Source organism: Micromonospora sp. CA-248260, assembly GCF_050942205.1.
In the GTDB taxonomy this organism is placed as follows: domain Bacteria; phylum Actinomycetota; class Actinomycetes; order Mycobacteriales; family Micromonosporaceae; genus Micromonospora; species Micromonospora antibiotica.
This window is the reverse complement of the sequence record NZ_CP192021.1, coordinates 3,723,305-3,745,580: the sequence shown is the minus strand read 5'-3', so window position 1 is coordinate 3,745,580 and position 22,276 is coordinate 3,723,305. Positions and strand designations below refer to the sequence as shown.

The window sequence follows — 22,276 nt, the reverse complement described above, 5'->3', positions numbered from 1 at the left end:
TGGGAGCGTTCCTGCCCAAACGAGAGGATCGTTCAGTTGGTGTTCGACGCGGGGCTATCGCCGTCCCCGCCGCCACCACCGCCGCTGCCCGGGTCGGTCGTGGCGGCCGTCGGTTCCGGCGCGGTGGGCCCCGGCGGGAGCGACGACTCCGTCGCGGTGGGTCCGACAGGGGGCGTCGTCGCCGGCGCGCTGGGTGGTGCGGACTTGGTGGGCAGCGACTGCGACGAGCCGTTCGGCAGCGGCGTCGGACTGACCGAGGCCGACGGCGACGGCTTCGCAGTCTGGTTGCCCGGCCGGTTCGGCCGCTCCGTCTCCTGGGGGCCGGTCTGCTCGACGACCGCCGGGAGCTCGCTCTGCTCGGTGGGCGCCACCGCCGGACCGGTGCTGCGGATGTTCGGCACGCCGTTGTCGAGCGACTTCGCGGCACCCAGGGCGGCACCGAGCGCGGTCAACGCGACCAGTACCGCGGCCAACGCGCCGACCAGCGAGCCCCGACGGGTTCGTCCCGACCCCGCCCCGACCACCGTCCTGGGCGTCTGCGCCCCGACGGGGCGGGGGGTGTTCGCCCCGGACGGGTCGCGCAGCGGCGGTGTCACCAGGGCGGTCATGGCGGTCGCGGTGCCGTCGCCACTCGCGGCGCGGGCGGCGGCGGCCATCTCGGCACCGGTGGCGAAGCGGTCCGCGGGGTCCTTCTCCAACGCCCGGGCCACCAGGGCCCGCACCGGAGCCGGGATGTCCGCCGGCAGCTCCGGCGGCTCGTCGTCCAGATGGCGTACGGCCACCTGGAGCGGGTTGTCCCCGGTGAACGGCGGCTGCCCGGTCAGGCAGCAGTGGGCCACCGCGCCCAGGGCGTAGATGTCGGTGGCGGCCGAGACCGGCCGACCGGACGCCTGTTCGGGTGCCATGTAGAGGGCGGTGCCCGGCACCGCGTTCGTGCTGGTGATACTGGTCACATTGGTGGAGCGGGCGACGCCGAAGTCGACCAGCACCACCGTGCCGTCCTCCTGCACCAGCAGGTTGCTCGGCTTGACGTCGCGGTGCACGATCCCCCCGGCGTGCGCGGCGTGCAGGGCCTGGGCGACCTGGGCCACGACCGACATCGTCTCGGTCACGTCCAGGTGACCGGCCGACTCGATCCGGCGCGACAGCGGCTCGCCCTCGACGAACTCCATGACGAGGTAGTCGGCCCGGGTGCCGTCGGCGAGCCGGTCCTCACCGCAGTCGAAGACCTGGACGATGCCGGGGTTGCGCAGCGCGGCCATGATCCGCGCCTCGGAGCGGAACCGGGCGATGAAATCGGGGTCCGAGACGAGCGCCGGCAGCAGCACCTTCACCGCGACCTGGCGACCGAGAACCAGGTCGGTGGCACGCCAGACATCGCCCATGCCGCCGGTGGCGACACGTTCGTCCAGGCGGTAGCGACCGCTGAGCACGACCTCGGATGACAACACCCCCATACCGTACCCAGGGTCCTCCCGTCCGGCAGACGGCGATATCCCTTCCGGGATTTCGGGGGGCGGCCCAATGGAGGTCACCCCTGACCGGCGGTGACCGGCACCCCACCCAAGGTCACCGGTGACGGGTCGTCGACGTCGTCCGCCCGATGGGATGACCCGGGGTGTCGAGAGCCAGGTGTCCCGGCGGCGATGCGGGCACGGCGACGCGCCACCAGGGAGTTGATCTATCTCACCCTTTCCGGCCCGATGTCCGCTTGCCTCCGCCGCCTCCGGCTCCTAATGTTGCCCACTCTGGCCCGTCCCGGCGCCGGTACCGCGCGCAGACCGACGCCGTACCCCGCGCGGCGGTGGCAGAGAAGTCATCCGGCGTGAGGTGCGATCGGGTCAGCGGGGGGCTGAAGGTGCGCGAGGTGGTCCGCTGGGCTGGCCGGGGCTGCGGCACGCGTCCGCCCGCCACCGGCCCGGGTCGTCCGCTGGGAACGACGCGGCCGTGACCGGTGACCTGACCGAAGCGGTCGTCGCGGCGCAGGCCGGTGACGAGGAGGCGTTCCGCATCCTCTACCGCAGCCTCCAGCCGGGTCTGCTGCGCTACCTCACCGCGCTCGTCGGCCCCGACGCCGAGGACGTGGCCTCCGAGACCTGGTTGCAGATCTCCCGGGACCTGTCCCGGTTCACCGGCGGCGAGTTCCGTGCCTGGGCGGTGACCATCGCCCGGAACCGGGCCATGGACCACCTGCGCCGTCAACGTCGCCGCCCGTCCCTGCCGGTGCCGGTGCAGGAACTCAACGACCTCGCCGGGGACGCCGACACCGCCGAGCGGGCCGGCGAGACGATCGGGACGGAGTCCGCGCTGGCGCTGATCGCCACCCTGCCACCCCGGGAGGCGGAGGCGGTGCTGCTGCGGGCGGTGATCGGGCTCGACGCCGAGACCGCCGGGCGGGTGCTCGGCCGGCGACCGGGTGCGGTCCGTACGGCCGCCCACCGGGGGTTGCGCCGGCTGGCCGCGTTGCTGGACCGTGGCGATGAACCCGAGCCGTCCGACGGCGAGCGGGTCGCCCCGCCCCGCCCCCGCCCGACGCCCCAGGTGTCCCGGGCCGAGCCGGCGGACGGCTGACATGAGGGGAGACTGGATGAACGTCGGCCGGTCGGCCCGAGCCGGCCGGACGGTGGACCGGGCCGAGGCCGAGCGGCTGCTCGACCAGGCCGGTGTCGACGCCCCGCCGGCCACCGCCGAGCCGCTCGCCCGGTTGCTGGCCGCTGCCGCCGCCCCGGCCCGGCCCGGTGAACTCGCCGGCGAGCAGGCGGCGGTCGTGGCCTTCCGGGCCGCGCGGGCCGCCGGGGTTCCCGCCCCCGCCGTGGTCGCCCGCCGGGGCCGCCGGTTGACCACCGGCGTGGTGACGTGGATCGCCGCGCTGGCCGCCACCGCCACCGCCGGGGTGGCCTTCGCCGCCGTCACCCGGGACGGGCCCGCCGAGCGGGTGCCCGGCCCGGCTCCGTCGTCCACCACCGCCACCCCCACCGCCGCCGGGTCGGCACGGCCCACCCCGCAGCGGTCCGGCCCGGTCCGGCAGGACCCGACGCGACGTCCCCCCTCGGGCCCGGGCGGTGCCCCCTCCGCCCCCGGGACGGTCCCCGGCCCCGGAGGTCCGGCCGGGACCGCCAAGGTGACCGGGCAGTGCCGGGCCTACCTGGCCAAGTCGCCCGAGCAGCGGGAGAAGGCGTTGACCAAGCCCGGCTTCGCCGAGGTGGTGGCCGCCGCAGGCGGGGCGGACCGGGTGGAGGCGTACTGCCGCCAACTCGTCCCGGGACGCCCACCGGGGGCACCCTCCGCCGGTCCCGGCGGAGGCCCCGGCCGTAAAAATTAGTCGAAAAGGCTTCACAAAAATTTCTTCCCGTCCGGTCTGCGAGATCGGTCCGGGAGAAAGAGGATGGAGGCACGACAGGGTCGGCCGCCACGGCCGTTCCCGACCGGTCGGCGCGGCCGGATCCCAGCGTCGGAGAGGGGCCGTCTCGTGGTGACATCGCCGGAGCTGGACCACACGAGCGTGCTCGGCGAGATCGCCGGTGCCGCCGGCCACCTCGCCCGGATCTGCTTCAAGACCGGGCCACCCACCCTCACCGGCGTCGAACTGGAATGGACCGTCCACGACGCCGCCGACCCCGCCCGACCGTTGAACCGGGCGAGGCTACGAGCGGCACTCGGGCCACACAGCCCACCCACCCTGGACGACACCAGCCCCGCCCACCCCCTGCGGCACGGCAGCACCGTGACCGTCGAGCCGGGTGGGCAGGTGGAGGTGTCCACCGCGCCGCGATCCTCGGTCGCCGCGCTGGTCTCGGCCACCCAGGCAGACATCGACGAACTCGACGCGCTGCTCGCCCGTGCCGGGCTGGTGCTCGGGCGGACCGGCATCGATCCGTGGCGGGCCCCGAGCCCGGTGGTCGACACCCCGCGCTACCGCGCCATGCGCTGCGTCTTCGACCGCCGTGGTCCGGCCGGGCAGACCATGATGTACAGCACCGCCGGCCTCCAGGTCTGCCTCGACATCGGTGAACCCGCCGGACTGGCCGACCGCTGGGCGGCGGTACACGCGGTGGGGCCGGCACTGGTGGCGGCCTTCGCCACCGCCGACCGGCACGCCGGCCGACCCACCGGCTGGGCGTCCGCCCGGATGGCCGCCTGGCTGGACATCGACCCGGCCCGCACCGGTCCCGTCTGGTCGGCCCAGCAGCCCGACCAGGACCCGGTGGCCGCCTGGATCGACTACGTGCTGGCCGCGCCGCTGCTCTGCCTGCGCCACGACGGCCCGGACTGGACACCACCACCGGGGATCACCTTCGCCGACTGGATCGCCGGGGCGCTGCCGCGCCCACCGACCACCGACGACCTGGACTACCACGTCAGCACGCTCTTCCCGCCGGTCCGCCCGCGTGGCTACCTGGAGGTCCGCTACCTCGACGCCCAGCCCGGCCGGGACTGGACCCTCCCGCTGGCCGTGCTGACCGCGCTGCTGCACGACGACCACACGGTCCGGGCGGCTCGGACGATCGCCGCACCGGTGGCCGACCGCTGGCACCCCGCCGCACGGCACGGACTTGCCGACCCGGCCCTGGCCACGGCCGCCGCGGCCCTGCTCGACCTGGCCCGGCAGACGCTGCCGGCGCTGGACCTGCCGACCGAGACCCAGCACGAGATCGACCGCGGGATCCGTCGACGGATCGTCGCCGCACAGAAGGGGGACCGGTGACCACCACCGAAGAACCGGGCACGGGGACCGAGTCGCTGCGCAGCCGGATCGCCGCCGAGCTCGCCCGGACCCGGGCCCGCACCGACGCGCTCACCGCCGCCGTCGACGACGACGACCTGGTCCGTCAGCACTCGACGCTGATGTCACCCCTGGTCTGGGACCTCGCCCACGTGGGCAACCAGGAGGAACTCTGGCTCGTGCGCGACGTCGGCGGGCGGGAGCCGGTGCGGCAGGACATCGACGACCTGTACGACGCCTTCAAGCAGCCCCGCAAGGACCGGCCCGCGTTGCCGCTGCTGCCACCGGCCGAGGCGCGGGCCTACGTGGCGACCGTCCGCGACAAGGTCCACGACCTGCTCGACGGGATCCGGTTCACCGACCGGGCGCTGGTCGCCGACGGGTTCGTCTTCGGCATGATCGTGCAGCACGAGCAGCAGCACGACGAGACCATGCTCGCCACCCACCAGCTGCGTTCCGGCCCACCGGTGCTCGACGCGCCCCCGCCCCCCGAGCCACGGGCACGGGTCGCCGCCGAGGTGCTGGTGCCGGCGGGACCGTTCACCATGGGCACCTCCACCGATCCGTGGGCGCTGGACAACGAACGCCCCGCCCACACCGTCGAGCTGCCCGCGTACGTCATCGACGCCACGCCGGTGACCAACGGGGCGTACCGGGAGTTTCTCGCCGACGGCGGGTACGACGACCCGCGCTGGTGGAGCGCGGCCGGCTGGCGGCACCGCACCGAGGCCGGCCTGACCGCGCCGATGCACTGGCGACGCGACGGCGACGGCTGGGCCTACCAGCGGTTCGGCAGGTGGGCGCCGGTCCGTGACGACGAGCCGGTGGTGCACGTCTGCTGGCACGAGGCGCAGGCGTACGCCCGCTGGGCCGGCAAGCGGCTGCCCACCGAGGCGGAGTGGGAGAAGGCGGCCCGGTGGGACCCGTCGACCGGCCGGTCCCGGCGCTGGCCGTGGGGCGACGACGAGCCGACCGCCGAGCACGCCAACCTGGGGCAACGGCACCTGTGGCCGGCACCGGTCGGGGCCTACCCGGCGGGCGCCTCGCCGCTCGGTGTGCACCAGCTGATCGGCGACGTCTGGGAGTGGACGGCCAGCCCCTTCCACGGTCACCCCGGCTTCGCCGTCTTCCCCTACCGGGAGTACTCGGAGGTGTTCTTCGGCGGCGACTACCGGGTGCTGCGTGGCGGCTCGTTCGGCACCGACCGGGCGGCCTGCCGGGGCACCTTCCGCAACTGGGACCACCCGATCCGGCGGCAGATCTTCAGCGGCTTCCGCTGCGCCCGTGACGCCCGGCCCGAGGAGGCCCACGGGTGACCGGCGGTGTCGCCTGATGTGCCGGCACCTGGCGTACCTCGGTCCCCCGGTGACCCTGCGGTCGCTGCTGTACGACCCGCCGCACTCGCTGGTGCGGCAGTCCTGGGCCCCCCGGGACATGCGTGGCGGCGGCACGGTCAACGTCGACGGCTTCGGTGTCGGCTGGTATCCCGGCACCGGCCGGCCGGGCGGGGACGACGGTCGCGGCGGGGATCCGGTGCGGTACCGCCGGGCCGGCCCGATCTGGTCCGACCCGACCCTGCCCGAGCTGGCCGGGGTGACCACCTCCGGCGCGGTGCTGGCGGCGGTGCGCTCCGCCACGGTCGGCATGCCGGTGCAGGAGAGCGCTGCCGCGCCCTTCGCCGAGGGGCGCTGGCTGTTCAGCCACAACGGGGTGGTGCGCGGCTGGCCGGACTCGGTCGTCGAACTGGCCGGGGGACTGCCGGTGCGGGATCTGCTCACCCTCGACGCGCCGACCGACTCGGCGCTGCTGTGGGCGCTGGTCCGGCACCGGTTGCGGGCCGGCGCGTCGCTGGCCGAGGGGGTCACCGCGACCGTCCGGGAGGTGGCCGCCGCAGCCCCGGGATCACGGCTGAACCTGCTGCTCACCGACGGCGTGTCGGTGGTGGCGAGCGTGTGGGGGCACGCGTTGTCGGTGCGCGCCGACGACGGCACGGCGCTGCTGGCCTCCGAGCCGGTGGACGACGCGCCCGGCTGGCGGGAGGTGCCCGACCGGCGGTGGGTCCGGGCGGGACCGGACGGGGTGCACGTCGGCGAGCTGGAGTGACCCGACGGAACAGGACGTTTTCGGTGCAGGAGAGGACGACATGAGCGCGGAACCGCTGGAGATCTACCTGGAGGAGCGGGACCTCGACCGGGCGCTGCGGTCCGATGTGCGGACCGGGCTCGCGGCCGACCCGAAGTGGCTGCCACCGAAGTGGTTCTACGACGCCCGGGGCAGCGAGTTGTTCGAGGAGATCACCCGGCTGCCGGAGTACTACCCGACCCGGGCGGAACGGGCGGTGCTCGCCGAGCGGGCGGCCGACATCGCGGCGTCGACCGGGGCGAAGACGTTGATCGAGCTGGGCTCCGGTTCGTCGGAGAAGACGCGGCTGCTGCTGGACGCGTTCACCCGGCACGGCGGGCTGGGCACCTTCGTGCCGCTGGACGTGTCGGTGAGCGCGCTGCGGCAGTCCACCGCGCAGATCGCCACCGACTATCCGGCGTTGCGGGTCCGCGGCATCGTCGGTGACTTCACCCGGCAGCTGGACCGGTTGCCGACCGGTGGCCGACGGCTGGTGGCCTTCCTGGGCGGCACCATCGGCAACCTGCTGCCGGCCGAGCGGGTCGGCTTCCTGGCCGCCATGCGGGCGGCCCTGGAGCCGGGCGACCACCTGCTGATCGGCACCGACCTGGTGAAGGACCCGGCGGTGATCGTGCCCGCCTACGACGACGCGGCCGGGGTCACCGCCGAGTTCAACCGCAACGTGCTCCGGGTGATCAACCGGGAGTTGGCCGCCGACTTCGATCCGGACGCGTTCGCCCACGTCGCCCACTGGGACCCCACGCAGGAGTGGATCGAGATGCGGCTGCGGGCCCGGCACCCGATGCGGGTACGGATCGGGGCGCTCGATCTGACGGTCGACTTCGCCGCCGACGAGGAGATGCGCACCGAGGTGTCGGCGAAGTTCCGGCCGGCGGGGGTCGCCGCCGAGCTGACGGCGGCCGGTTTCCTGCCCACCCGGTTCTGGACCGACCCGGACAGCCTGTTCGGGGTGACGTTGGCCCAGGCGGCGTGACCCGCCCCGGCCGTTCGGGGTGAGCCGGCCCAGGTGGCCTGACCCGCCCCGGCCGTTCGGGGTGACGTCGGCCCCGCCGGCCTGACCCGCCCCGGCCGTTCGGGGTGACGTCGGCCCCGCCGGCCTGACCCGCCCCGGCCCGTCGGCCGGCGGGGCGTCCGGGTGACGATGTGCACCCGACGTCCCGTCGGCCGGGCCGCTCGGCTAGGCTGGTGTACGCGAAGGGGAGTAGCCCCCAATGTCGTGGTCGACACACTGGTGCGTTCCGCACCCGGCCACGCGGCCCCACCTCACGGTGGGGCGGGCGAGACCTTCGACTCAGGCTGTCACAGCCGGGTCGAGGGCGCCCCACACCTCCTCCCGGCCTGATCGGGAAGGTTCTCATGGACGGTTTCCTCGTCGCGCTGGTGGTCAGCTTCGGCGTCATCTTCGTCGCCGAGCTGGGGGACAAGTCCCAGCTCATGGCGCTCACGTTCGCCACCCGCTTCAAGACGGTCCCGGTGCTGATCGGCATCACCGTCGCCACCGCGATCGTGCACCTGGCCTCGGTGGCCATCGGGGTCGGCCTGAACGCCGCGCTGCCCACCGGGTGGATCTCGCTGGTCGCCGGCCTGGCGTTCCTCGGCTTCGGGGTCTGGACGCTGCGCGGGGACAAGCTCACCGAGGAGGAGAAACGCAAGGCGGAGAAGACCGGCAAGTCCGCCGTCTTCGCCGTCGGTGTCGCCTTCTTCCTGGCCGAGTTGGGCGACAAGACGATGCTGGCCACCATCACCCTGGCCACCAAGTACGGCTGGTTCGGCACCTGGCTCGGCTCGACCCTCGGCATGGTGGCCGCCGACGCCCTGGCCATCCTGGTCGGCCGGTTGCTCGGTCGGCACCTGCCGGAGAAGACCATCCGGTACGGCGCGGCGGTGCTCTTCGCCATCTGCGGCCTGTGGTTGATCCTGGAGGCGGTGCGGGAGCTGTCCTGACCGTGCGGCTGGCCGGGTCCTCCGACTAGCCGGTCCGGGGGCGGGTAACGCCACCCGGTGAGGGTGGACGAGTTGCTGCGCCACGGCGACACGGTCGTGGTGGGCGTGGTGGAGACCTTCGGTGCGACGGTCATCGTCGTCGGCGCGCTCTGGGCGGCGCTGCGGTTCGTGGTCGAGGGGCTGCGACACCGCAGCGCCGCCGTGTTCACCCCGATCCGGCTCTCCCTCGGCCGGTTCCTCACCCTCGGCCTGGAGTTCCAGTTGGCGGCGGACATCCTGCGTACCGCGGTGTCGCCGACCTTCGCCCAGCTCGGTCAGCTGGCCGCGATCGCCACCATCCGGACCGCGTTGAACGTCGTGCTGCGCCGGGAGATCGCCCAGGAGCAGCGGCAGGTGGGCGCCGACGCGGGTGGTCGACCGCACCCCGACCCGCAGCCGACGCCGACCGGGGCCGCAGGTGGCGGGTCGCCCGGATGAGCGGTCTCGCCGCCCCGCTCGCCGCCGTGGTGAGCGCCCTCGCCCTGGGTGTCGGTGGTGTGGTGCTGCTGACGGTGCGGTCCTGGCGGACCGCCCTGGGGGTGCTGCTCGAACTGCTGGTAGCTGCGGGTCTGCTCCGGCTGCCGGGTGGGCGGAGCTGGCCGGCGTTGGCGACGACGGTGGCGGTCATCGTGCTGCGCCGGGTGCTCTGGGCCGGCCTGGGCACGCCGGCCCCCGCCGACCACCAGCCCTCTGGCGGCCCGGGTCCCCCGGGCGGGCCACCGCCCGCTGGCTGACTTCCACCCGCTGGCGGACTACCGACCCGTCGGGACGGGTAAGCCGTGCCACCCCCACCGGGGGTGGCACGGCACGAACCGAAGGTGACGGGAAGGATTCCCCTATGAGCCGGCACGACGAGCCCAACGAGTACGGCTTCGCGGGCGGGGCCACCGCCCCCCAGCCCCAGCCGGGCGGTCGCCCCGACGAGCAGGACCGGGCGGAGGCGGTCGCGGTGCCGGGCGACGACCTGACCGAGGCGGTCGCCGAAGCGTTGGAGGAGACCGAACCGGACGGGCGGGACCGTACGGCGCACCGCGGTCGTTGACCGTCACGACCGTCCGCCCGGTGGTCCCCGGCTGGGGACGGCACCGGGCGGACGGTGGGCTCAGCGGGGGGACGGCAGCGCGGAGAGCCGGGTGGTGTCGCCGAGCCGGGCGAGGTTGTCGTCGCAGCACGCCGCCAGCCGTTTGACCATCTCGTCGGGGTCGCCGTACGGGTCGAGCCCGGCCAGTTCCTCGGGGGCCAGCGCGGGCACCCGGACGTGGGAGATGAGCGGGTGCAGCGGTCGGCTGTCGATCTCGTCGACGCCGAACAGGTCCTCGTGCAGTTTCTCCCCGGGGCGCAGACCGGTGTAGACGATCTCGGGCGGCGGGGACGCCTCGGCGGCCAGCCGTTGGGCCACCTCGGCGATGCGTACCGGCTCGCCCATGTCCAGCACCAGCGCCTCGCCGCCCCGGCCCAGGACGGCGGCCTGGAGCACCAGGTGCACCGCCTCCTGCATGGTCATGAAGTACCGGGTCACGTCCGGGTGGGTCACGGTGATCGGGAGCCCGGCTCGGACCTGGGCCTGGAAGGCGGTGAGTACCGAGCCCCGGCTGCTGAGTACGTTGCCGAAGCGGACGCTGAGGAACTTCGCGCCGTACCGGTCGGCGTAGTGCGCCATCAGCCGCTCGGTGATCCGCTTGGAGTAGCCCAGCACGCTGATCGGGTTGGCCGCCTTGTCGGTGGAGATGTTCACGAACTCGGCGACGTCCCGGCATGCCTCCAGCACGTTGAGGGTGCCCTGGACGTTGGTCTTGACCGCCTCGCCGGGGTGCCGTTGCAGCAGCGTGAGGTGCTTGAGTGCGGCGGCGTGGAAGACGATGTCGGGCCGCCGGTCGGCGATGATCCGGGCGATGCCGTCATCGTCGCGGATGTCGGCGAGGATCAGCTCCGGCCCGTCCAGCAGCGCCCGGCCGTGCAGGGACATCTGCAGGGCGTGCAACGCGGACTCGTCCCGGTCCAGCATCATCAGCTCACCGGGGTCGCAGCGGGCGATCTGCCGGCACAGCTCCGAGCCGATCGACCCTCCGGCCCCGGTGACCAGGACCCGGCGTCCGGCGAGACCGTTGCGTTCCACGGTCAGTTCGGCGACCCGTTGGGCCCGGCCGAGCAGGTCGGTGAGTTGCAGGTCGCGTACGGCGTCGGCGGTGACCGGGCGGTCGAGCAGTTCCCGTACCGGCGGGAGCACCTTGAACGCGGCACCGGCCTGCAGGGTGCGGCTGCGCACGTCGCGCATCAACGCCGCGTCCGAGCCGTTGATCGAGAAGATCACGGTGCTGGCCCGGGTGTCCCGGACCGCCTGGGTGAGCCGGTCCCGACCACCGAGCACCCGCAGCCCGGCCACCCGCAGCCCCTGTTTGTCGGGGTCGTCGTCGAGCAGTCCCACCGGCAGGTATCCGCTGGCCGGGTCGCCGAGCAGCACCCGGACCAGGCGTTCGCTGGCGGCGTCGACACCGTAGATGAGGGTCCGGTCGGCGGAGCGGGCCGGCCGGGCGTCCCGGTCGCGTCGCCACCGGTAGGTGACCCGGCCGGCCCCCATCATCAGCAGCGCCACGGCGGCACCGAGGACCGGCACGCTGGCGGGGACCGGTCGGTCCGTCATCGGCAGCAGCGCGGCCAGGGCCACGGCGGCGGCCAGCACCACGGTGCCACCCAGGTCACGGGCCTCGCCGACGCTGCCGACCGGGTGCCGGCCCCGGGCGGTGAACCGTACCTGTTCGAGGGCGGCGTGGATGACCGCGCACACGCCGGCGGCCCCGAGGGCGAGCGCGCACTGCCGGGGCGTGATGCCGAACTCGTAGCGCGCCCAGGAGGCGAGCAGAAAGCCCGCGCACCAGGAAGCGGTGTCGAGCGTTAGCAATGACAGGGCCTTCGCGCGTCGGGTCACCCAATCGCGCCGCTGGATGGGGGCGTCGTCGGGCAGGGGGTCTACGTGGTTCATTGGCGTCCTCTGCGGTTTGTTTCGCTATTGCGAGGATTCGGCACTGCTAAGAGGTTTGCATCGTATACGTTGCTTTTGCCGTCTAACGGACTACATGCAGGGTTTAGATACTCTCACGCTGTTATGGGAACCTAGGGAGACTTCGTGCTTTTTCACCAGCTGACCGTTCCGCCGGAACGGAGGGCGTGATGGACGTCCGCACCTGCCTGCGCCTGGTCCGCCGACACTGGTGGATCGTCCTGGTCACCCTGATGCTCACGGTCGGCTCGGCGGCGCTGGTCACCGTCCGTACGGCGCCCCGGTACGTGGCCTCGGTGACCTTCTTCGTCACCGCCCCCAACCAGGGCGTCAGCAACGCCTACCAGGGCGAGCTGTTCCTCCAGCAACGCGTGAAGTCCTACGCCGACCTGCTGCGCAGTGACCGCCTGGCGCAGGCCATGGTCGCTGAGACCGCCCTCGGCCTGACCGCCGACGACGTCCAGCGGCGGGTCGCCACCTCGACCGAGCCGGGCACCGTGCTGCTGCGTGCCACCGTCACCGACACCGACCAGGCCCGGGCCATGAAGGTCACCGAGGCCCTGTCGGCGAAGTTCGTCGAGCTGGTCAAGAAGATCGAGACCACCTCGGACGGCAAGGCCGGTCCCACCCGGATCGAGGTGGTGGGTGGCCCCCGGGTCAGCGCCAGCCCGGTCTCCCCGCAGCCCAACCGCAATCTCGCCCTCGGTGTCCTGGTCGGGCTCCTGCTCGGCGTGGCGCTCGCGGTGCTGCGCGGCATGGTCGACGTGCGGCTGCGCGACGCCGCCGGGTTGCAGCGGGCCACCGGTAGCCCCCTGCTCGGCGACATCCCCTTCGACCAGGGCGCCAAGGCGGCACCGCTGATCGTCGGGGACGCGGCGACCTCGGCCCGCGCGGAGGCGGTCCGGAAACTGCGGACCAACCTGCGCTTCGTGGACGTGCACGAGCCCGCCCGGGTGATCGCGGTGACCAGCGCGTTGCAGGGGGAGGGCAAGACCACCCTGTCCTGCAACCTGGCGATCGCGTTGGCCGAGGCGGGTTGGCGGGTGCTGCTGGTCGACGCCGACCTGCGTCGCCCGAAGGTCGCCGACTATCTCGGGGTCGACGGCGGCGTGGGCCTCACCGACGTGCTCGTCGGCGACGTCCAGGTGGGCGACGTGGTGCAGCGTTGGGGCGACAAGTCGCTGCTGGTGCTGCCCAGCGGCTCGACCCCCCCGAACCCCAGCGAACTGCTGGGCTCGAAGGCGATGGCGGACCTGCTGCTCGCCCTGCGCGAGTCGGCGGACATCGTGGTGATCGACACCGCACCGCTGCTGGCCGTCACCGACGGCGTGGTGGTGGCCGTGCAGGCCGACGGCGCGTTGCTGGTCACCCAGCAGGGGCGTACCTCGCGCGCCCAGGCCGCCGCGGCGGCCCGCTCCCTGCACTCCGTGTCGGTGCGGCTGCTCGGCTGCGTGCTCAACATGGCCAAGGTGGCCCGGGCGGACGCCTACCAGTACGAGGCGTACCGGATCGCCACCGCGACCGGGGCGTCGGTCCCGGCCGATCGGGCCACCGCCGCCCAGCGCGGCGATCAGGGGCTGCCCCCCGTCGGCGACCGGACGCAGGAACTCACCCGGCTGCCGCGATGAGTGCTGCTCCGGGTCCGGCAGCGCGGGGATGCCCCGGGTCGGGGGCGGCGGTTCGCCGCCGCCCCCGGCGCCGGCCGACCGCGTGCGCCGGTCGGCCGGCGGCGGTACGGGCGGGGGAGCGCGACGATGAAGGTCGGGATCCTGTCGTACCACTTCCCGCCGGAACCGGCCTTCATCCCCGGCAGCCTCGCCGAGGAGCTGGCCCGGCGCGGACACGAGGTGCGGGTGCTGACCGGCTTTCCGGACTATCCCGGCGGCCAGGTCTATCCGGGCTGGCGGCAACGCTTTCGGCACGTGACCCGCAGCGAGCGGTTGACCGTGCGTCGGGTGCCCCGCTATGCCGGCGGGGACGCCTCGCCCGTCGCCCGGATGGCCGGCTATCTCTCCTTCGCCGGCAGCGCCGCGTTGGCGGGCCGGCGGTACCTGGCCGACGTCGACGTGCTGTACGTCTTCCAGTTTCCCGCGACCACCTTCGCCACCGCCGGGTTGCTGCGGCTGCTCGGCCGGGTGCCCACCGTCCTGCACGTGCAGGACCTGTGGACCGGGGAGGTCGCCCCGGGGCAGGCCGCGCAGGCCCGGCCCGGCCGGATCGCCACCACCATGCGCCGGGTGCTGCGGGAGGCCGACGCGGTGGCGGTCACCGCCCCGTCCATGCGGGAGCTGGTGGTCGCCGACGGGGTGGCCGAGGCGCGGGTGCGCACGGTGCTCAACTGGACCGACGAACGGATCTTCCAGCCGGTGCGACCGGGCCGCGACGCCCAGGCGCTGGTTCGCCGGGACGCCCGCTGCGTGGTCATGCACGCCGGCACGATCGGCGTACGCCAGGGCCTGGAGACCGCGGTACGGGCGGCGGCGGCGCTCGACGACCGGATGGACCTGGTGCTGGTGGGCTCCGGGGCGCAGGAACGGCGGGTCCGGGGGCTCGCCACCGAGTTGGGCGCCGACAACGTGCGCTTCCTCGAGCGGCGGTCTCCGCTGGACATGCCCGAGCTGTACGCCGCCGCCGACTACCAGCTGGTGACCCTGCGCGACCTTCCCGAGCTGAGCGGGACGGTGCCGAGCAAGGTGCAGTCCGCGCTGGCCTGCGCCGCCCCGATGGTGGCCTCGGCCGGTGGGGACACCGCGGCCCTGGTGGAGCGGGCCCGCGCCGGGCTCTCCTGCCCACCCGAGGACTGGGCCGCGTTGGCCGACCGGTTCTGGCTGGCCACCACCATCCCCGCGCCGGCCCGGGTCGAGATGGGCCGGCGGGGGCGGGAGACCTATCTGCGGGAGATGTCGTTGCGGGCCGGGGTGGACCGGATCGAGGCGTTGCTTCGGGAGATCGCGGTCCGCCGCTGACGATCGGCCGGGCCCGGTCCACCAACTAGTAAAAAGCCCGTACAAGCATCAGAACATCGCCAATCATGCTAGAAAACCCACTGATGGTCATATCGCCCCAGGCGAGAGTGGAGCACGGCGTGGCGGAGAACGGTGGGTCGCGCAGCGGCCGACGAAGACTGCGACGGCGGACCCGGCGGCGGGTCCGGCGGGCCATGTTGGTCGCCCTGGTCGTCGGGTCGGTGCTGTTCGGCGCGGCCGGGTGGGTGGGCTTCCGTGGCTGGCAGGCACGCGCCCACCTGGTCAACGCGGCCGGGCTCGCCCGGGAGCTGAGCACCCAGGTGCTCGGCGGCGACCTCGACCGCGCCCAGCGCACGCTGGCGGCGTTGCAGGAGCAGGCCGGTGCGGCCCGGACCGCCACCGGTGACCCCGGGTGGTGGCTCGCCCGGCACGTCCCCTACGCCGGCGACGACGTGGCGGCCGTACGGACCATCGCGGTGGCCATCGACGACCTGGCCCGGCAGGCTTTCCCGGCGTTGCTGCGTACCGACCTGACCACGTTGGTGCCGTCCGGGGGGCGGCTGGACCTGGCCCGGCTGCGGGCCGCCTCGGCGGACCTGAGCGCGGCGGACGCCGCCGTCCGCAGGTCCCGGGCCGGCCTCGACGCGGTGCGCGCCGAGGATCTGGTCAGTCAGCTCGGCACCGCGTTGGCGGAGCTGCGTACGGAGATCGACCGGCTGGCCGGACTGACCGGTGCGGCCGATCGGGGCGCCCGGGTGCTGCCCGCCCTGCTCGGCGCGGACGGGCCCCGCAGTTACCTGCTGCTGTCGCAGAATCTCGCCGAACTGCGCGCCACCGGCGGGATGTTCGGCGCGTACGCGGTGATCCACGCCGACGACGGGCGGATCCGGATGCGCGAGCAGGGCACCAGCGCCCAGTTCGGCCGGTTCACCCCCGCGCTGCGGGTGGACGACGAGGTACGCCGGCTCTACACCGACCTGCCGGGCATCTATCCGGCGGACGTCAACCTGAGCCCGAACTTCCCTGCCGCGGCGAAGCTCTACCGGGAGATGTACCGGCGGCACAGCGGGGTGGCCGTCGACGGGGTCCTGACCGTCGACCCGGTGATGCTGTCCTACCTGCTCCAGGCCACCGGGCCGGTGCAGGTGCCGGGCGACGCGACCCTGGTCAGCAGTCAGGTGGTGCGCACCCTGCTCAGCGACGCCTACCAGGGGCGGGACGACAACGGCCAGGATGCCTTCTTCGCCGCGTCGGCGTCCGCCGTGTTCGACGCCTTCCTCACGAAGAAGGTCAACCCAAGAGTGCTTTTGTCGGCTTTAGACCGCTCCATCACGGAAAGACGGATACTGTTCTGGAGTGCCCGATCCACGGAACAGCGGACGTTCGCCGACACCCGGCTCGCCGGTACCCTCCCCGAACAGGAGGCCGCCCCGACCGTCGGGGTCTTCCTCAACGACGGCAGTGGCGCGAAGCTCGGCTACTACCTGCGGCCGACGGCGACCCTCACCGCCGGTGACTGCGCCGACGAGGGGCGGCGGCAGCTCAAGCTGCGCTTCACCCTGCACTCGTCGGCCCCCGACTCGGGTCTCGCCAAGTCGGTGCTCGGCCTCGGCATGGCCGGCGACCCGTACACGGCCCGGACCCTGATCTCCATCTACAGCCCGGCGGGCGGCACGGTGCTCAGCGCCCGGGTCGACGGAAAACCGACCCCGCTGGGCAGTGGGATCGAGCGTCGCCGGCAGGTGGTCATCGCCACCGTCGACGTCGCCCCCGGCACCACCCGGACCCTCGACGTGGACCTGCTCACCGGCAGGAACACCACCGGCACCCCCGAACTCTGGCACACACCGACCGCCACCCCATGGACCACCCAAGTAGTTCCCGCACCTAGCTGCAAACAGTAGGAGGAGACCATCATGCGGCTATCCCGCATTCTCATGGCGCTGACGGTCGGTCTGGCCATCGTGGCCGTGCCGACCGCCGCGGGGGCTGCTCAGCCGCAGCCACCCGCCACCACCAGCACCCCGCAGCCGCCACCGGACTATCCGCCCACCACGCCCTCGCTGACGGCCAACCCGACGACCATCTTCCTCGGCGAGACCGTGGTGCTCACCGGCACCGGCTTCGGGCCGAACGAGATCGTCGACATCGACGTCACCGTGGCGCCCCTCGCCGCGGCCGTTCCGGGGCAGGCGCCGGCCCGGCGCAGCGACGGCACCACCGTCGCGATGGTGAAGGTCGACTATTCGCAGCCGCAGCCCGCGCCGCGGCACTTCACGGCGCAGACCGACGCGAATGGCAACTTCACCGTGAGCTACCGGCCGAGCGACGTGGGTCGGCTCACCTTCACCGCGACCGGGCGTACGTCGGGCCGTACGGCCAGCACGACGATCACCGTGCTGCCGAAGAAGAAGCCGCACCCGCACCTGCCGGTCACCGGTGACAACCTGAGCACGCCCCTGAAGGTCGGCGGCGGGCTGGTCGGCGCCGGTGTGGTGCTGATGCTCACCGCGTTCGGCTGGCGGCGTCGCCAGCGGTTCGGTATGACCCGCTGACCCGGATCGCACCGGTACGCACAGGTGCCCGTCGGACCCATGGTCCGACGGGCACCTGCCGTCGGGCGGCAGGTGTGGCCCCGCCGCCACCCACCGACGTCGGGGCGTGTGCCGTCGGGCGGCCGGGGTGGCCCGCCGCCGCCCACCGACGTCGGGCGTGTCGACCGCCCCCGGACGCGGATCGTCATCCCCGTCCGGTTCACTGGCGGGATGGACGAGTCGATCTGGAACGCGGCCCGGTCCGCACGCGCCTGGCTGGACGCCGCGAACGGCACCGACCAGACGGAGCTGACCTGCCGGATCCTCAAACTCACCGAGGAGGCAGGTGAGGCGGCCGAGGCGTGGATCGGGGCGTTGGGCCAGAACCCGCGCAAGGGAGTCACGCACACTCACGCGGAGGTGGCCGCCGAACTCGCCGACGTGGTCTTCACCGCCCTGGTCGCCATCGAGAGCCTGGGCCTGGACGCCCGTTCGGTGGTGACCGCCTGCGCCGCGAAGGTCGAGTCGCGGATCACCCCGTGACGCCTCCGGGCCCCGATGGGTGGTGTGGTGTCGCGGGCACGCGCCGATTGTCCGCCTTGTCTGCATCGGCTCTCCGCCACGGTGACCGCCGGCACCCCCGGGCCGGAATCCGGGCCGGCCCGCAGGCGTTACACCCTGCGTACGACCGCAGCAGCACCCCCCGGCGGCCCGGCCGACGCCCCCCCGGCGGAATGAGCGGGCACCGACGGTCGTTACACCCCCCACGGACGACCGCAGCAACACCCCCGACCGGCCCGCCCCCCGCATCCGTGCGGGAATGGCCCCGGCACCCCGGTCGTTACACCTGACCCCGGCACGAGCGGCCCACCTCCCCGGCCGGGACCCCCGAACTCCCCCCACCTGAGCGCCCCGACGTGGTGCCCACGCCCGCTACGCCTGCCCCCCGGGCAGGCACACCGACCCCCCGGTCGGTCCCCGGGCGTCAACCCCGAAGGAGCTACCCCCATGAACACCACCATCCTGCGTAAGACCGCCCTCGGCATCGCCGGCCTCGCCTTCACCGGCGGCATCCTCGCCGGCCCCGCCACCCACGCCCACGCCGCCACCGACACCCACCCCGCCGCCACCACCGTGCAGGCCGACAAGCCCGCCGTGGACAAGACCAAGCTGATCCCCCACGGCGTCCAGGGCGACCAGTCCCGCATCGACCTGAACGACGAGCAGACCGGCAACGCCAAGGCCATCATCGCCGCCACGAAGAAGGCCGGCATGGACGAACGCGCCGCCGTGGTCTCCATCGCCACCGCCCTACAGGAGTCGAAGCTGGAAAACCTCGGCCACCTCGGCGACCGCAACGACCACGACTCCCAGGGCCTGTTCCAGCAACGCCCGTCCTCCGGCTGGGGCACGGTGGAGCAGATCACCGACCCCGAGTACGCCACCCTGGCGTTCCTCAAGGGCCTCAAGCAGGTCGACGGCTGGCACGACATGCCCCTGACCAAGGCCGCCCAGACCGTCCAGGTGTCGGCGTACCCCGACCACTACGCCCAGTGGGAAACCCAGGCCGCCGACCTCGTCGCCCACCACTGGAACAGCTGACCCGCAGCAAACCCGCACGACCACGATGGCCGGCACCCCGCCCGGGGTGCCGGCCAACACCACGCCCACCGACAGCCCGGCGTGCCGTCATGCCGGCACGTGGTCATGCCGGCGGACCGGGAGGCCGACGGAAGCGGCCGAAGATCGTGGAGAGTTGTCGCTGCCCCAGGCACCACAACTCTCCACGCAAGGTTCCTTCGTGCATGGAGACCCTCGTTCTCGGCACTGCTGTCGTGGCCGGCGGCGGGTGGCGACCTCGGCCAGCCCGGTGCCGTGGCTGTGCGGCGTCGTAGCGGGGCGGCCACATGAGAGTGACGGGGGTCACTGGAGGGTGGGGAAGGGGGAGGTGGGGTCCCGCGTTGTGGAGGGTGTCGGTGTGTTCGGTGTCCCCGGGCCTCACCTGAAATGCCGTCGCGGAGTTCCGTTCGGCTGGAGCCGCGTTGCGCCACGCGCCGAGAGGCGACCCGCACATCGACACGCGCCGCCCCCGACCCACCCGGGTCGGGGGCGGCGCGCTGTGTGCGTACCGGGCAGAATCGCGGTGTGGACTGGTCCAGTTCGACCGGCGTGGTCACCCTGCCCAGCGGCGCGACCGTGCGCGGGCGGCGGGTGGCCGACGCGGTGTCACCCGCCGACTTCGCCCTGATCCTGGCGCCCGGCCCGGCCCCGGCCTGGCCGTACCGGCGCATCCGGTGGCCCGACTTCTGGCTGCCCGTCGACCGCGCGGACGCCCTGGACGCCCTGCGCGAGGCGTTGCGGCGCGCGCAGGGCGGTGCCCGGGTGGAGGTGGCCTGCCGGGGCGGGATCGGCCGGACCGGCACCGCCCTCGCCGCCCTGGCGATCCTCGACGGACTGCCGGCCCGACAGGCGGTGGGTTGGGTCCGCGACCACTACCACCCGAAAGCCGTGGAGACCCCCTGGCAGCGGGCCTGGTTGCGGCGACTTCCCGGCCGCTGACCGCACCGCGTCCCGTGCTCGCGGCCCGCCGGTCAGGGGCGTCCGTGGGCGTCGGCCACGGGCTGGCGGTGATCCGGGGTCACCGGGGTGCGACGTACTCCCGCAGGTGGCTGGCGGTCAGGGTGTCACCGTGCGCGACCAGGTCGGCGGGGGTGCCGGTGAAGACGATCCGGCCGCCGTCGTGTCCGGCACCGGGACCCAGGTCGATGATCCAGTCGGCGTGCGCCATCACCGCCTGGTGGTGCTCGATGACGACCACCGTGTTGCCCGCGTCGACCAGCCGGTCCAACAGGGCCAGGAGTTGGTCCACGTCGGCCAGGTGCAGACCGGTGGTCGGCTCGTCCAGCACGTAGGTGGCGGCCTTCTCGGCCATGTGCACGGCGAGCTTGAGCCGCTGGCGTTCCCCACCGGAGAGGGTGGTCAGCGGTTGCCCCAGGGTCAGGTAGCCCAGCCCGACCTCGGCCAGTCGGTCCAGCACCACCCTGGCCGGGCCGGACGGGAAGAACTCCCGGGCCTCGGTGACCGACATGCCGAGCACCTCGCTGATGTTGCGGCCGCGCAGCGTGTATCTCAGCACCTCGGGGGTGTAGCGCCGCCCCTCGCACGCCTCGCACACGGTGGCGACGGCAGCCATCGTGGCCAGGTCGGTGTAGACCAGTCCGATTCCCTTGCAGGTCGGGCAGGCGCCCTCGGAGTTGGCGCTGAACAGCGCGGCCTTCACCCCGTTGGCGCGGGCGAACGCGGTGCGGATCGGGTCGAGCAGGCCGGTCCAGGTCGCCGGGTTGCTGCGTCGGGAGCCCCGGATGGCGGACTGGTCGACCACCACGACCCCGTCCCGACGGGGCAACGAGCCGTGGATCAGTGAACTCTTGCCCGAGCCGGCTACGCCGGTGACCACGGTCAGCACCCCCAGCGGCAGGTCCACGTCGACGTCGCGCAGGTTGTGCAGGTCGGCGCCCCGGATCGGCAGGTGACCGGTGGGTGTGCGGACGGCGGTCCGCAGGGTGACCCGGTGGTCGAGGTGCCGGCCGGTCAGCGTGCCGGAGCGCCGTAGCCCGGTCACGTCCCCGGTGTAGCAGATCCGACCGCCCGCCGCGCCGGCTCCCGGGCCGAGGTCGACCACGTGGTCGGCGATCGCGATGGTCTCCGGCTTGTGTTCCACGACCAGCACCGTGTTGCCCTTGTCGCGTAGCCGCAACAGCAGGTCGTTCATCCGGTTGATGTCGTGCGGGTGCAGCCCCACCGTCGGCTCGTCGAACACGTACGTCACGTCGGAGAGACTGGACCCGAGGTGGCGGACCATCTTCACCCGCTGCGCCTCGCCGCCGGAGAGGGTGCCGGACTCCCGGTCCAGGCTGAGGTAGCCGAGGCCGATCTCCACCAGCGAGTCCAGGGTGTCGCGCAGGTCGGCCACCAGCGGCGCCACCGACGGGGCGTCGATCCCGCCGACGAACTCCGCCAGGTCGCTGATCTGCTGGGCCGCGCACTCGGCGATGTTGTGCCCGGCGATCCTCGACGACAGGGCCGCCGCGTTGAGCCGGGCACCGCCGCAGGCGGCGCAGGTGGCGAAGGCGACCGCCCGGTCCACGAAGGCGCGGATGTGCGGCTGCATGGACTCCCGGTCCTTGGCCAGGTAGAGCCGGCGGACCTTCACCACCAGCCCCTCGTACGTCCAGCTGTTGGTCCCGACCTTGATCTTGGTGGCCGGCTTGTGCAGGAAGTCCGCCCACTGCTGCGCGGTGAAGTCCTGGAGCTTGACGTCCGGGTCGAACAGGCCGGACCCGACGATGGTCTGCCAGTACCAGGAGTCGACGGCGAAGTTCGGCACCAGGATCGCCCCGTCGTTGAGCGAGCGTTCCACGTCCACCATGGCCGACACGTCGAGGTCGGAGACCCGGCCCAGCCCCTCACAGGTGGGGCACATGCCCTCGGCGAGGTTGAAACTGAACGCCCCGGCCCCGCCGACGTGTGGCTCGCCGAGCCGGCTGAACAGGATCCGCAGCAGCGCGTACGCGTCGGTCGCGGTGCCCACGGTGGAGCGGGAGTTCGCCCCCATCCGTTCCTGGTCGACCACGATCGCCGGGGTCAGGTTCCGCAGCGAGTCGACGTCGGGGCGGGACAGGTTCGGCATGAACGACTGGAGGAAGGCGCTGTAGGTCTCGTTGATCAGGCGGCGGGACTCGGCGGCGACGGTGCCGAACACCAGGGAGGACTTCCCCGACCCGGAGACCCCGGTGAAGACCGTGAGTCGTCGCTTGGGTATGTCGACGGAGACGCCGGTGAGGTTGTTCTCCCGGGCGCCCCGTACCTCGATCATGTCGTGGTGGTCGGCGGTGGACCGTGCTGATTGCTCCATACCTTCGATTTTCTC

General features: G+C 73.3%; 20 protein-coding genes. 17 read left to right on the top strand and 3 right to left on the bottom strand.

Annotation, left to right across the window (positions count from 1 at the left end; genetic code table 11):
* Nucleotides 1–32: 32 nt before the first annotated feature.
* A complete protein-coding gene (locus tag ACQP2H_RS16540; protein WP_433227961.1) occupies nt 33–1,457 on the bottom strand; it encodes a protein kinase domain-containing protein in 1,425 nt (474 codons plus the stop codon).
* 490 nt (nt 1,458–1,947) lie between these two features.
* On the opposite strand from ACQP2H_RS16540, the gene ACQP2H_RS16535 reads away from it, so the two are divergent.
* From ACQP2H_RS16535 to ACQP2H_RS16490, 10 genes are all read left to right on the top strand, one after another.
* Nucleotides 1,948–2,571 carry an RNA polymerase sigma factor gene (locus tag ACQP2H_RS16535; protein ID WP_357536699.1) on the top strand — a complete coding sequence of 208 codons (624 nt, stop codon included), beginning with the start codon at nt 1,948–1,950 and terminating at the stop codon, nt 2,569–2,571.
* 16 nt (nt 2,572–2,587) lie between these two features.
* On the top strand, nt 2,588–3,322 hold the full coding sequence (locus tag ACQP2H_RS16530; RefSeq protein ID WP_208570715.1) for a hypothetical protein: 735 nt from the start codon (nt 2,588–2,590) through the stop codon (nt 3,320–3,322).
* A 147-nt stretch (nt 3,323–3,469) separates the two neighbouring features.
* On the top strand, nt 3,470–4,705 hold the full coding sequence (gene egtA / locus ACQP2H_RS16525) for an ergothioneine biosynthesis glutamate--cysteine ligase EgtA (RefSeq protein ID WP_357536697.1): 1,236 nt from the start codon (nt 3,470–3,472) through the stop codon (nt 4,703–4,705).
* Nucleotides 4,702–6,039, top strand: coding sequence for an ergothioneine biosynthesis protein EgtB (egtB, locus tag ACQP2H_RS16520; protein ID WP_357536695.1), 1,338 nt, complete (start codon nt 4,702–4,704; stop codon nt 6,037–6,039). Before egtA ends, egtB begins: the two co-directional genes overlap by 4 nt.
* Before the next feature lie 16 nt (nt 6,040–6,055).
* A complete protein-coding gene (gene egtC / locus ACQP2H_RS16515) occupies nt 6,056–6,826 on the top strand; it encodes an ergothioneine biosynthesis protein EgtC (RefSeq protein WP_357536693.1) in 771 nt (256 codons plus the stop codon).
* A gap of 40 nt (nt 6,827–6,866) precedes the next feature.
* Nucleotides 6,867–7,838, top strand: coding sequence for an L-histidine N(alpha)-methyltransferase (gene egtD, locus ACQP2H_RS16510; protein WP_357536691.1), 972 nt, complete (start codon nt 6,867–6,869; stop codon nt 7,836–7,838).
* 383 nt (nt 7,839–8,221) lie between these two features.
* A complete protein-coding gene (locus tag ACQP2H_RS16505) occupies nt 8,222–8,809 on the top strand; it encodes a TMEM165/GDT1 family protein (RefSeq protein ID WP_208570720.1) in 588 nt (195 codons plus the stop codon).
* 57 nt (nt 8,810–8,866) lie between these two features.
* Nucleotides 8,867–9,286, top strand: a complete 420-nt coding sequence (locus tag ACQP2H_RS16500) for a DUF1622 domain-containing protein (RefSeq protein ID WP_357536689.1) — start codon at nt 8,867–8,869, stop codon at nt 9,284–9,286.
* Nucleotides 9,283–9,582, top strand: coding sequence for a hypothetical protein (locus ACQP2H_RS16495; protein ID WP_357536687.1), 300 nt, complete (start codon nt 9,283–9,285; stop codon nt 9,580–9,582). The genes ACQP2H_RS16500 and ACQP2H_RS16495 overlap by 4 nt, the downstream gene beginning before the upstream one ends.
* A gap of 104 nt (nt 9,583–9,686) precedes the next feature.
* Complete coding sequence (locus tag ACQP2H_RS16490; RefSeq protein WP_357536685.1) at nt 9,687–9,890, top strand: hypothetical protein; 204 nt, start codon at nt 9,687–9,689, stop codon at nt 9,888–9,890.
* 60 nt (nt 9,891–9,950) lie between these two features.
* On the opposite strand, the gene ACQP2H_RS16485 is transcribed toward ACQP2H_RS16490, so the two are convergent.
* Complete coding sequence (locus ACQP2H_RS16485) at nt 9,951–11,828, bottom strand: polysaccharide biosynthesis protein (protein ID WP_433227956.1); 1,878 nt, start codon at nt 11,826–11,828, stop codon at nt 9,951–9,953.
* Nucleotides 11,829–12,016: 188 nt separating this feature from the next.
* Here ACQP2H_RS16485 and ACQP2H_RS16480 point away from each other — a divergent pair, with 188 nt between their 5' ends.
* The 7 genes from ACQP2H_RS16480 (at nt 12,017) to ACQP2H_RS16450 (ending at nt 19,905) form a co-directional block, all read left to right on the top strand.
* Nucleotides 12,017–13,474, top strand: a complete 1,458-nt coding sequence (locus ACQP2H_RS16480; protein WP_208570725.1) for a polysaccharide biosynthesis tyrosine autokinase — start codon at nt 12,017–12,019, stop codon at nt 13,472–13,474.
* A gap of 126 nt (nt 13,475–13,600) precedes the next feature.
* Nucleotides 13,601–14,812 carry a glycosyltransferase family 4 protein gene (locus ACQP2H_RS16475; RefSeq protein ID WP_208570726.1) on the top strand — a complete coding sequence of 404 codons (1,212 nt, stop codon included), beginning with the start codon at nt 13,601–13,603 and terminating at the stop codon, nt 14,810–14,812.
* Nucleotides 14,813–14,931: 119 nt separating this feature from the next.
* The gene (locus tag ACQP2H_RS16470; RefSeq protein ID WP_433227953.1) at nt 14,932–16,716 is read left to right on the top strand and encodes a DUF4012 domain-containing protein; all 1,785 of its coding nucleotides are present in this window, start codon (nt 14,932–14,934) and stop codon (nt 16,714–16,716) included.
* Nucleotides 16,717–16,728: 12 nt separating this feature from the next.
* Nucleotides 16,729–17,367, top strand: coding sequence for a hypothetical protein (locus tag ACQP2H_RS16465; RefSeq protein WP_219462317.1), 639 nt, complete (start codon nt 16,729–16,731; stop codon nt 17,365–17,367).
* Nucleotides 17,368–17,577: 210 nt separating this feature from the next.
* Nucleotides 17,578–17,889 (top strand): MazG nucleotide pyrophosphohydrolase domain-containing protein, encoded by a 312-nt coding sequence (locus ACQP2H_RS16460; protein WP_433227951.1) that lies wholly within the window; start codon nt 17,578–17,580, stop codon nt 17,887–17,889.
* A 465-nt stretch (nt 17,890–18,354) separates the two neighbouring features.
* Nucleotides 18,355–18,948 (top strand): hypothetical protein, encoded by a 594-nt coding sequence (locus ACQP2H_RS16455; protein ID WP_219462312.1) that lies wholly within the window; start codon nt 18,355–18,357, stop codon nt 18,946–18,948.
* A 543-nt stretch (nt 18,949–19,491) separates the two neighbouring features.
* Nucleotides 19,492–19,905 carry a protein-tyrosine phosphatase family protein gene (locus ACQP2H_RS16450; RefSeq protein WP_308290762.1) on the top strand — a complete coding sequence of 138 codons (414 nt, stop codon included), beginning with the start codon at nt 19,492–19,494 and terminating at the stop codon, nt 19,903–19,905.
* Nucleotides 19,906–19,984: 79 nt separating this feature from the next.
* Here ACQP2H_RS16450 and ACQP2H_RS16445 read toward each other — a convergent pair whose 3' ends face one another.
* A complete protein-coding gene (locus tag ACQP2H_RS16445; protein WP_363823570.1) occupies nt 19,985–22,261 on the bottom strand; it encodes an excinuclease ABC subunit UvrA in 2,277 nt (758 codons plus the stop codon).
* Between the last annotated feature and the right edge of the window lie 15 nt (nt 22,262–22,276).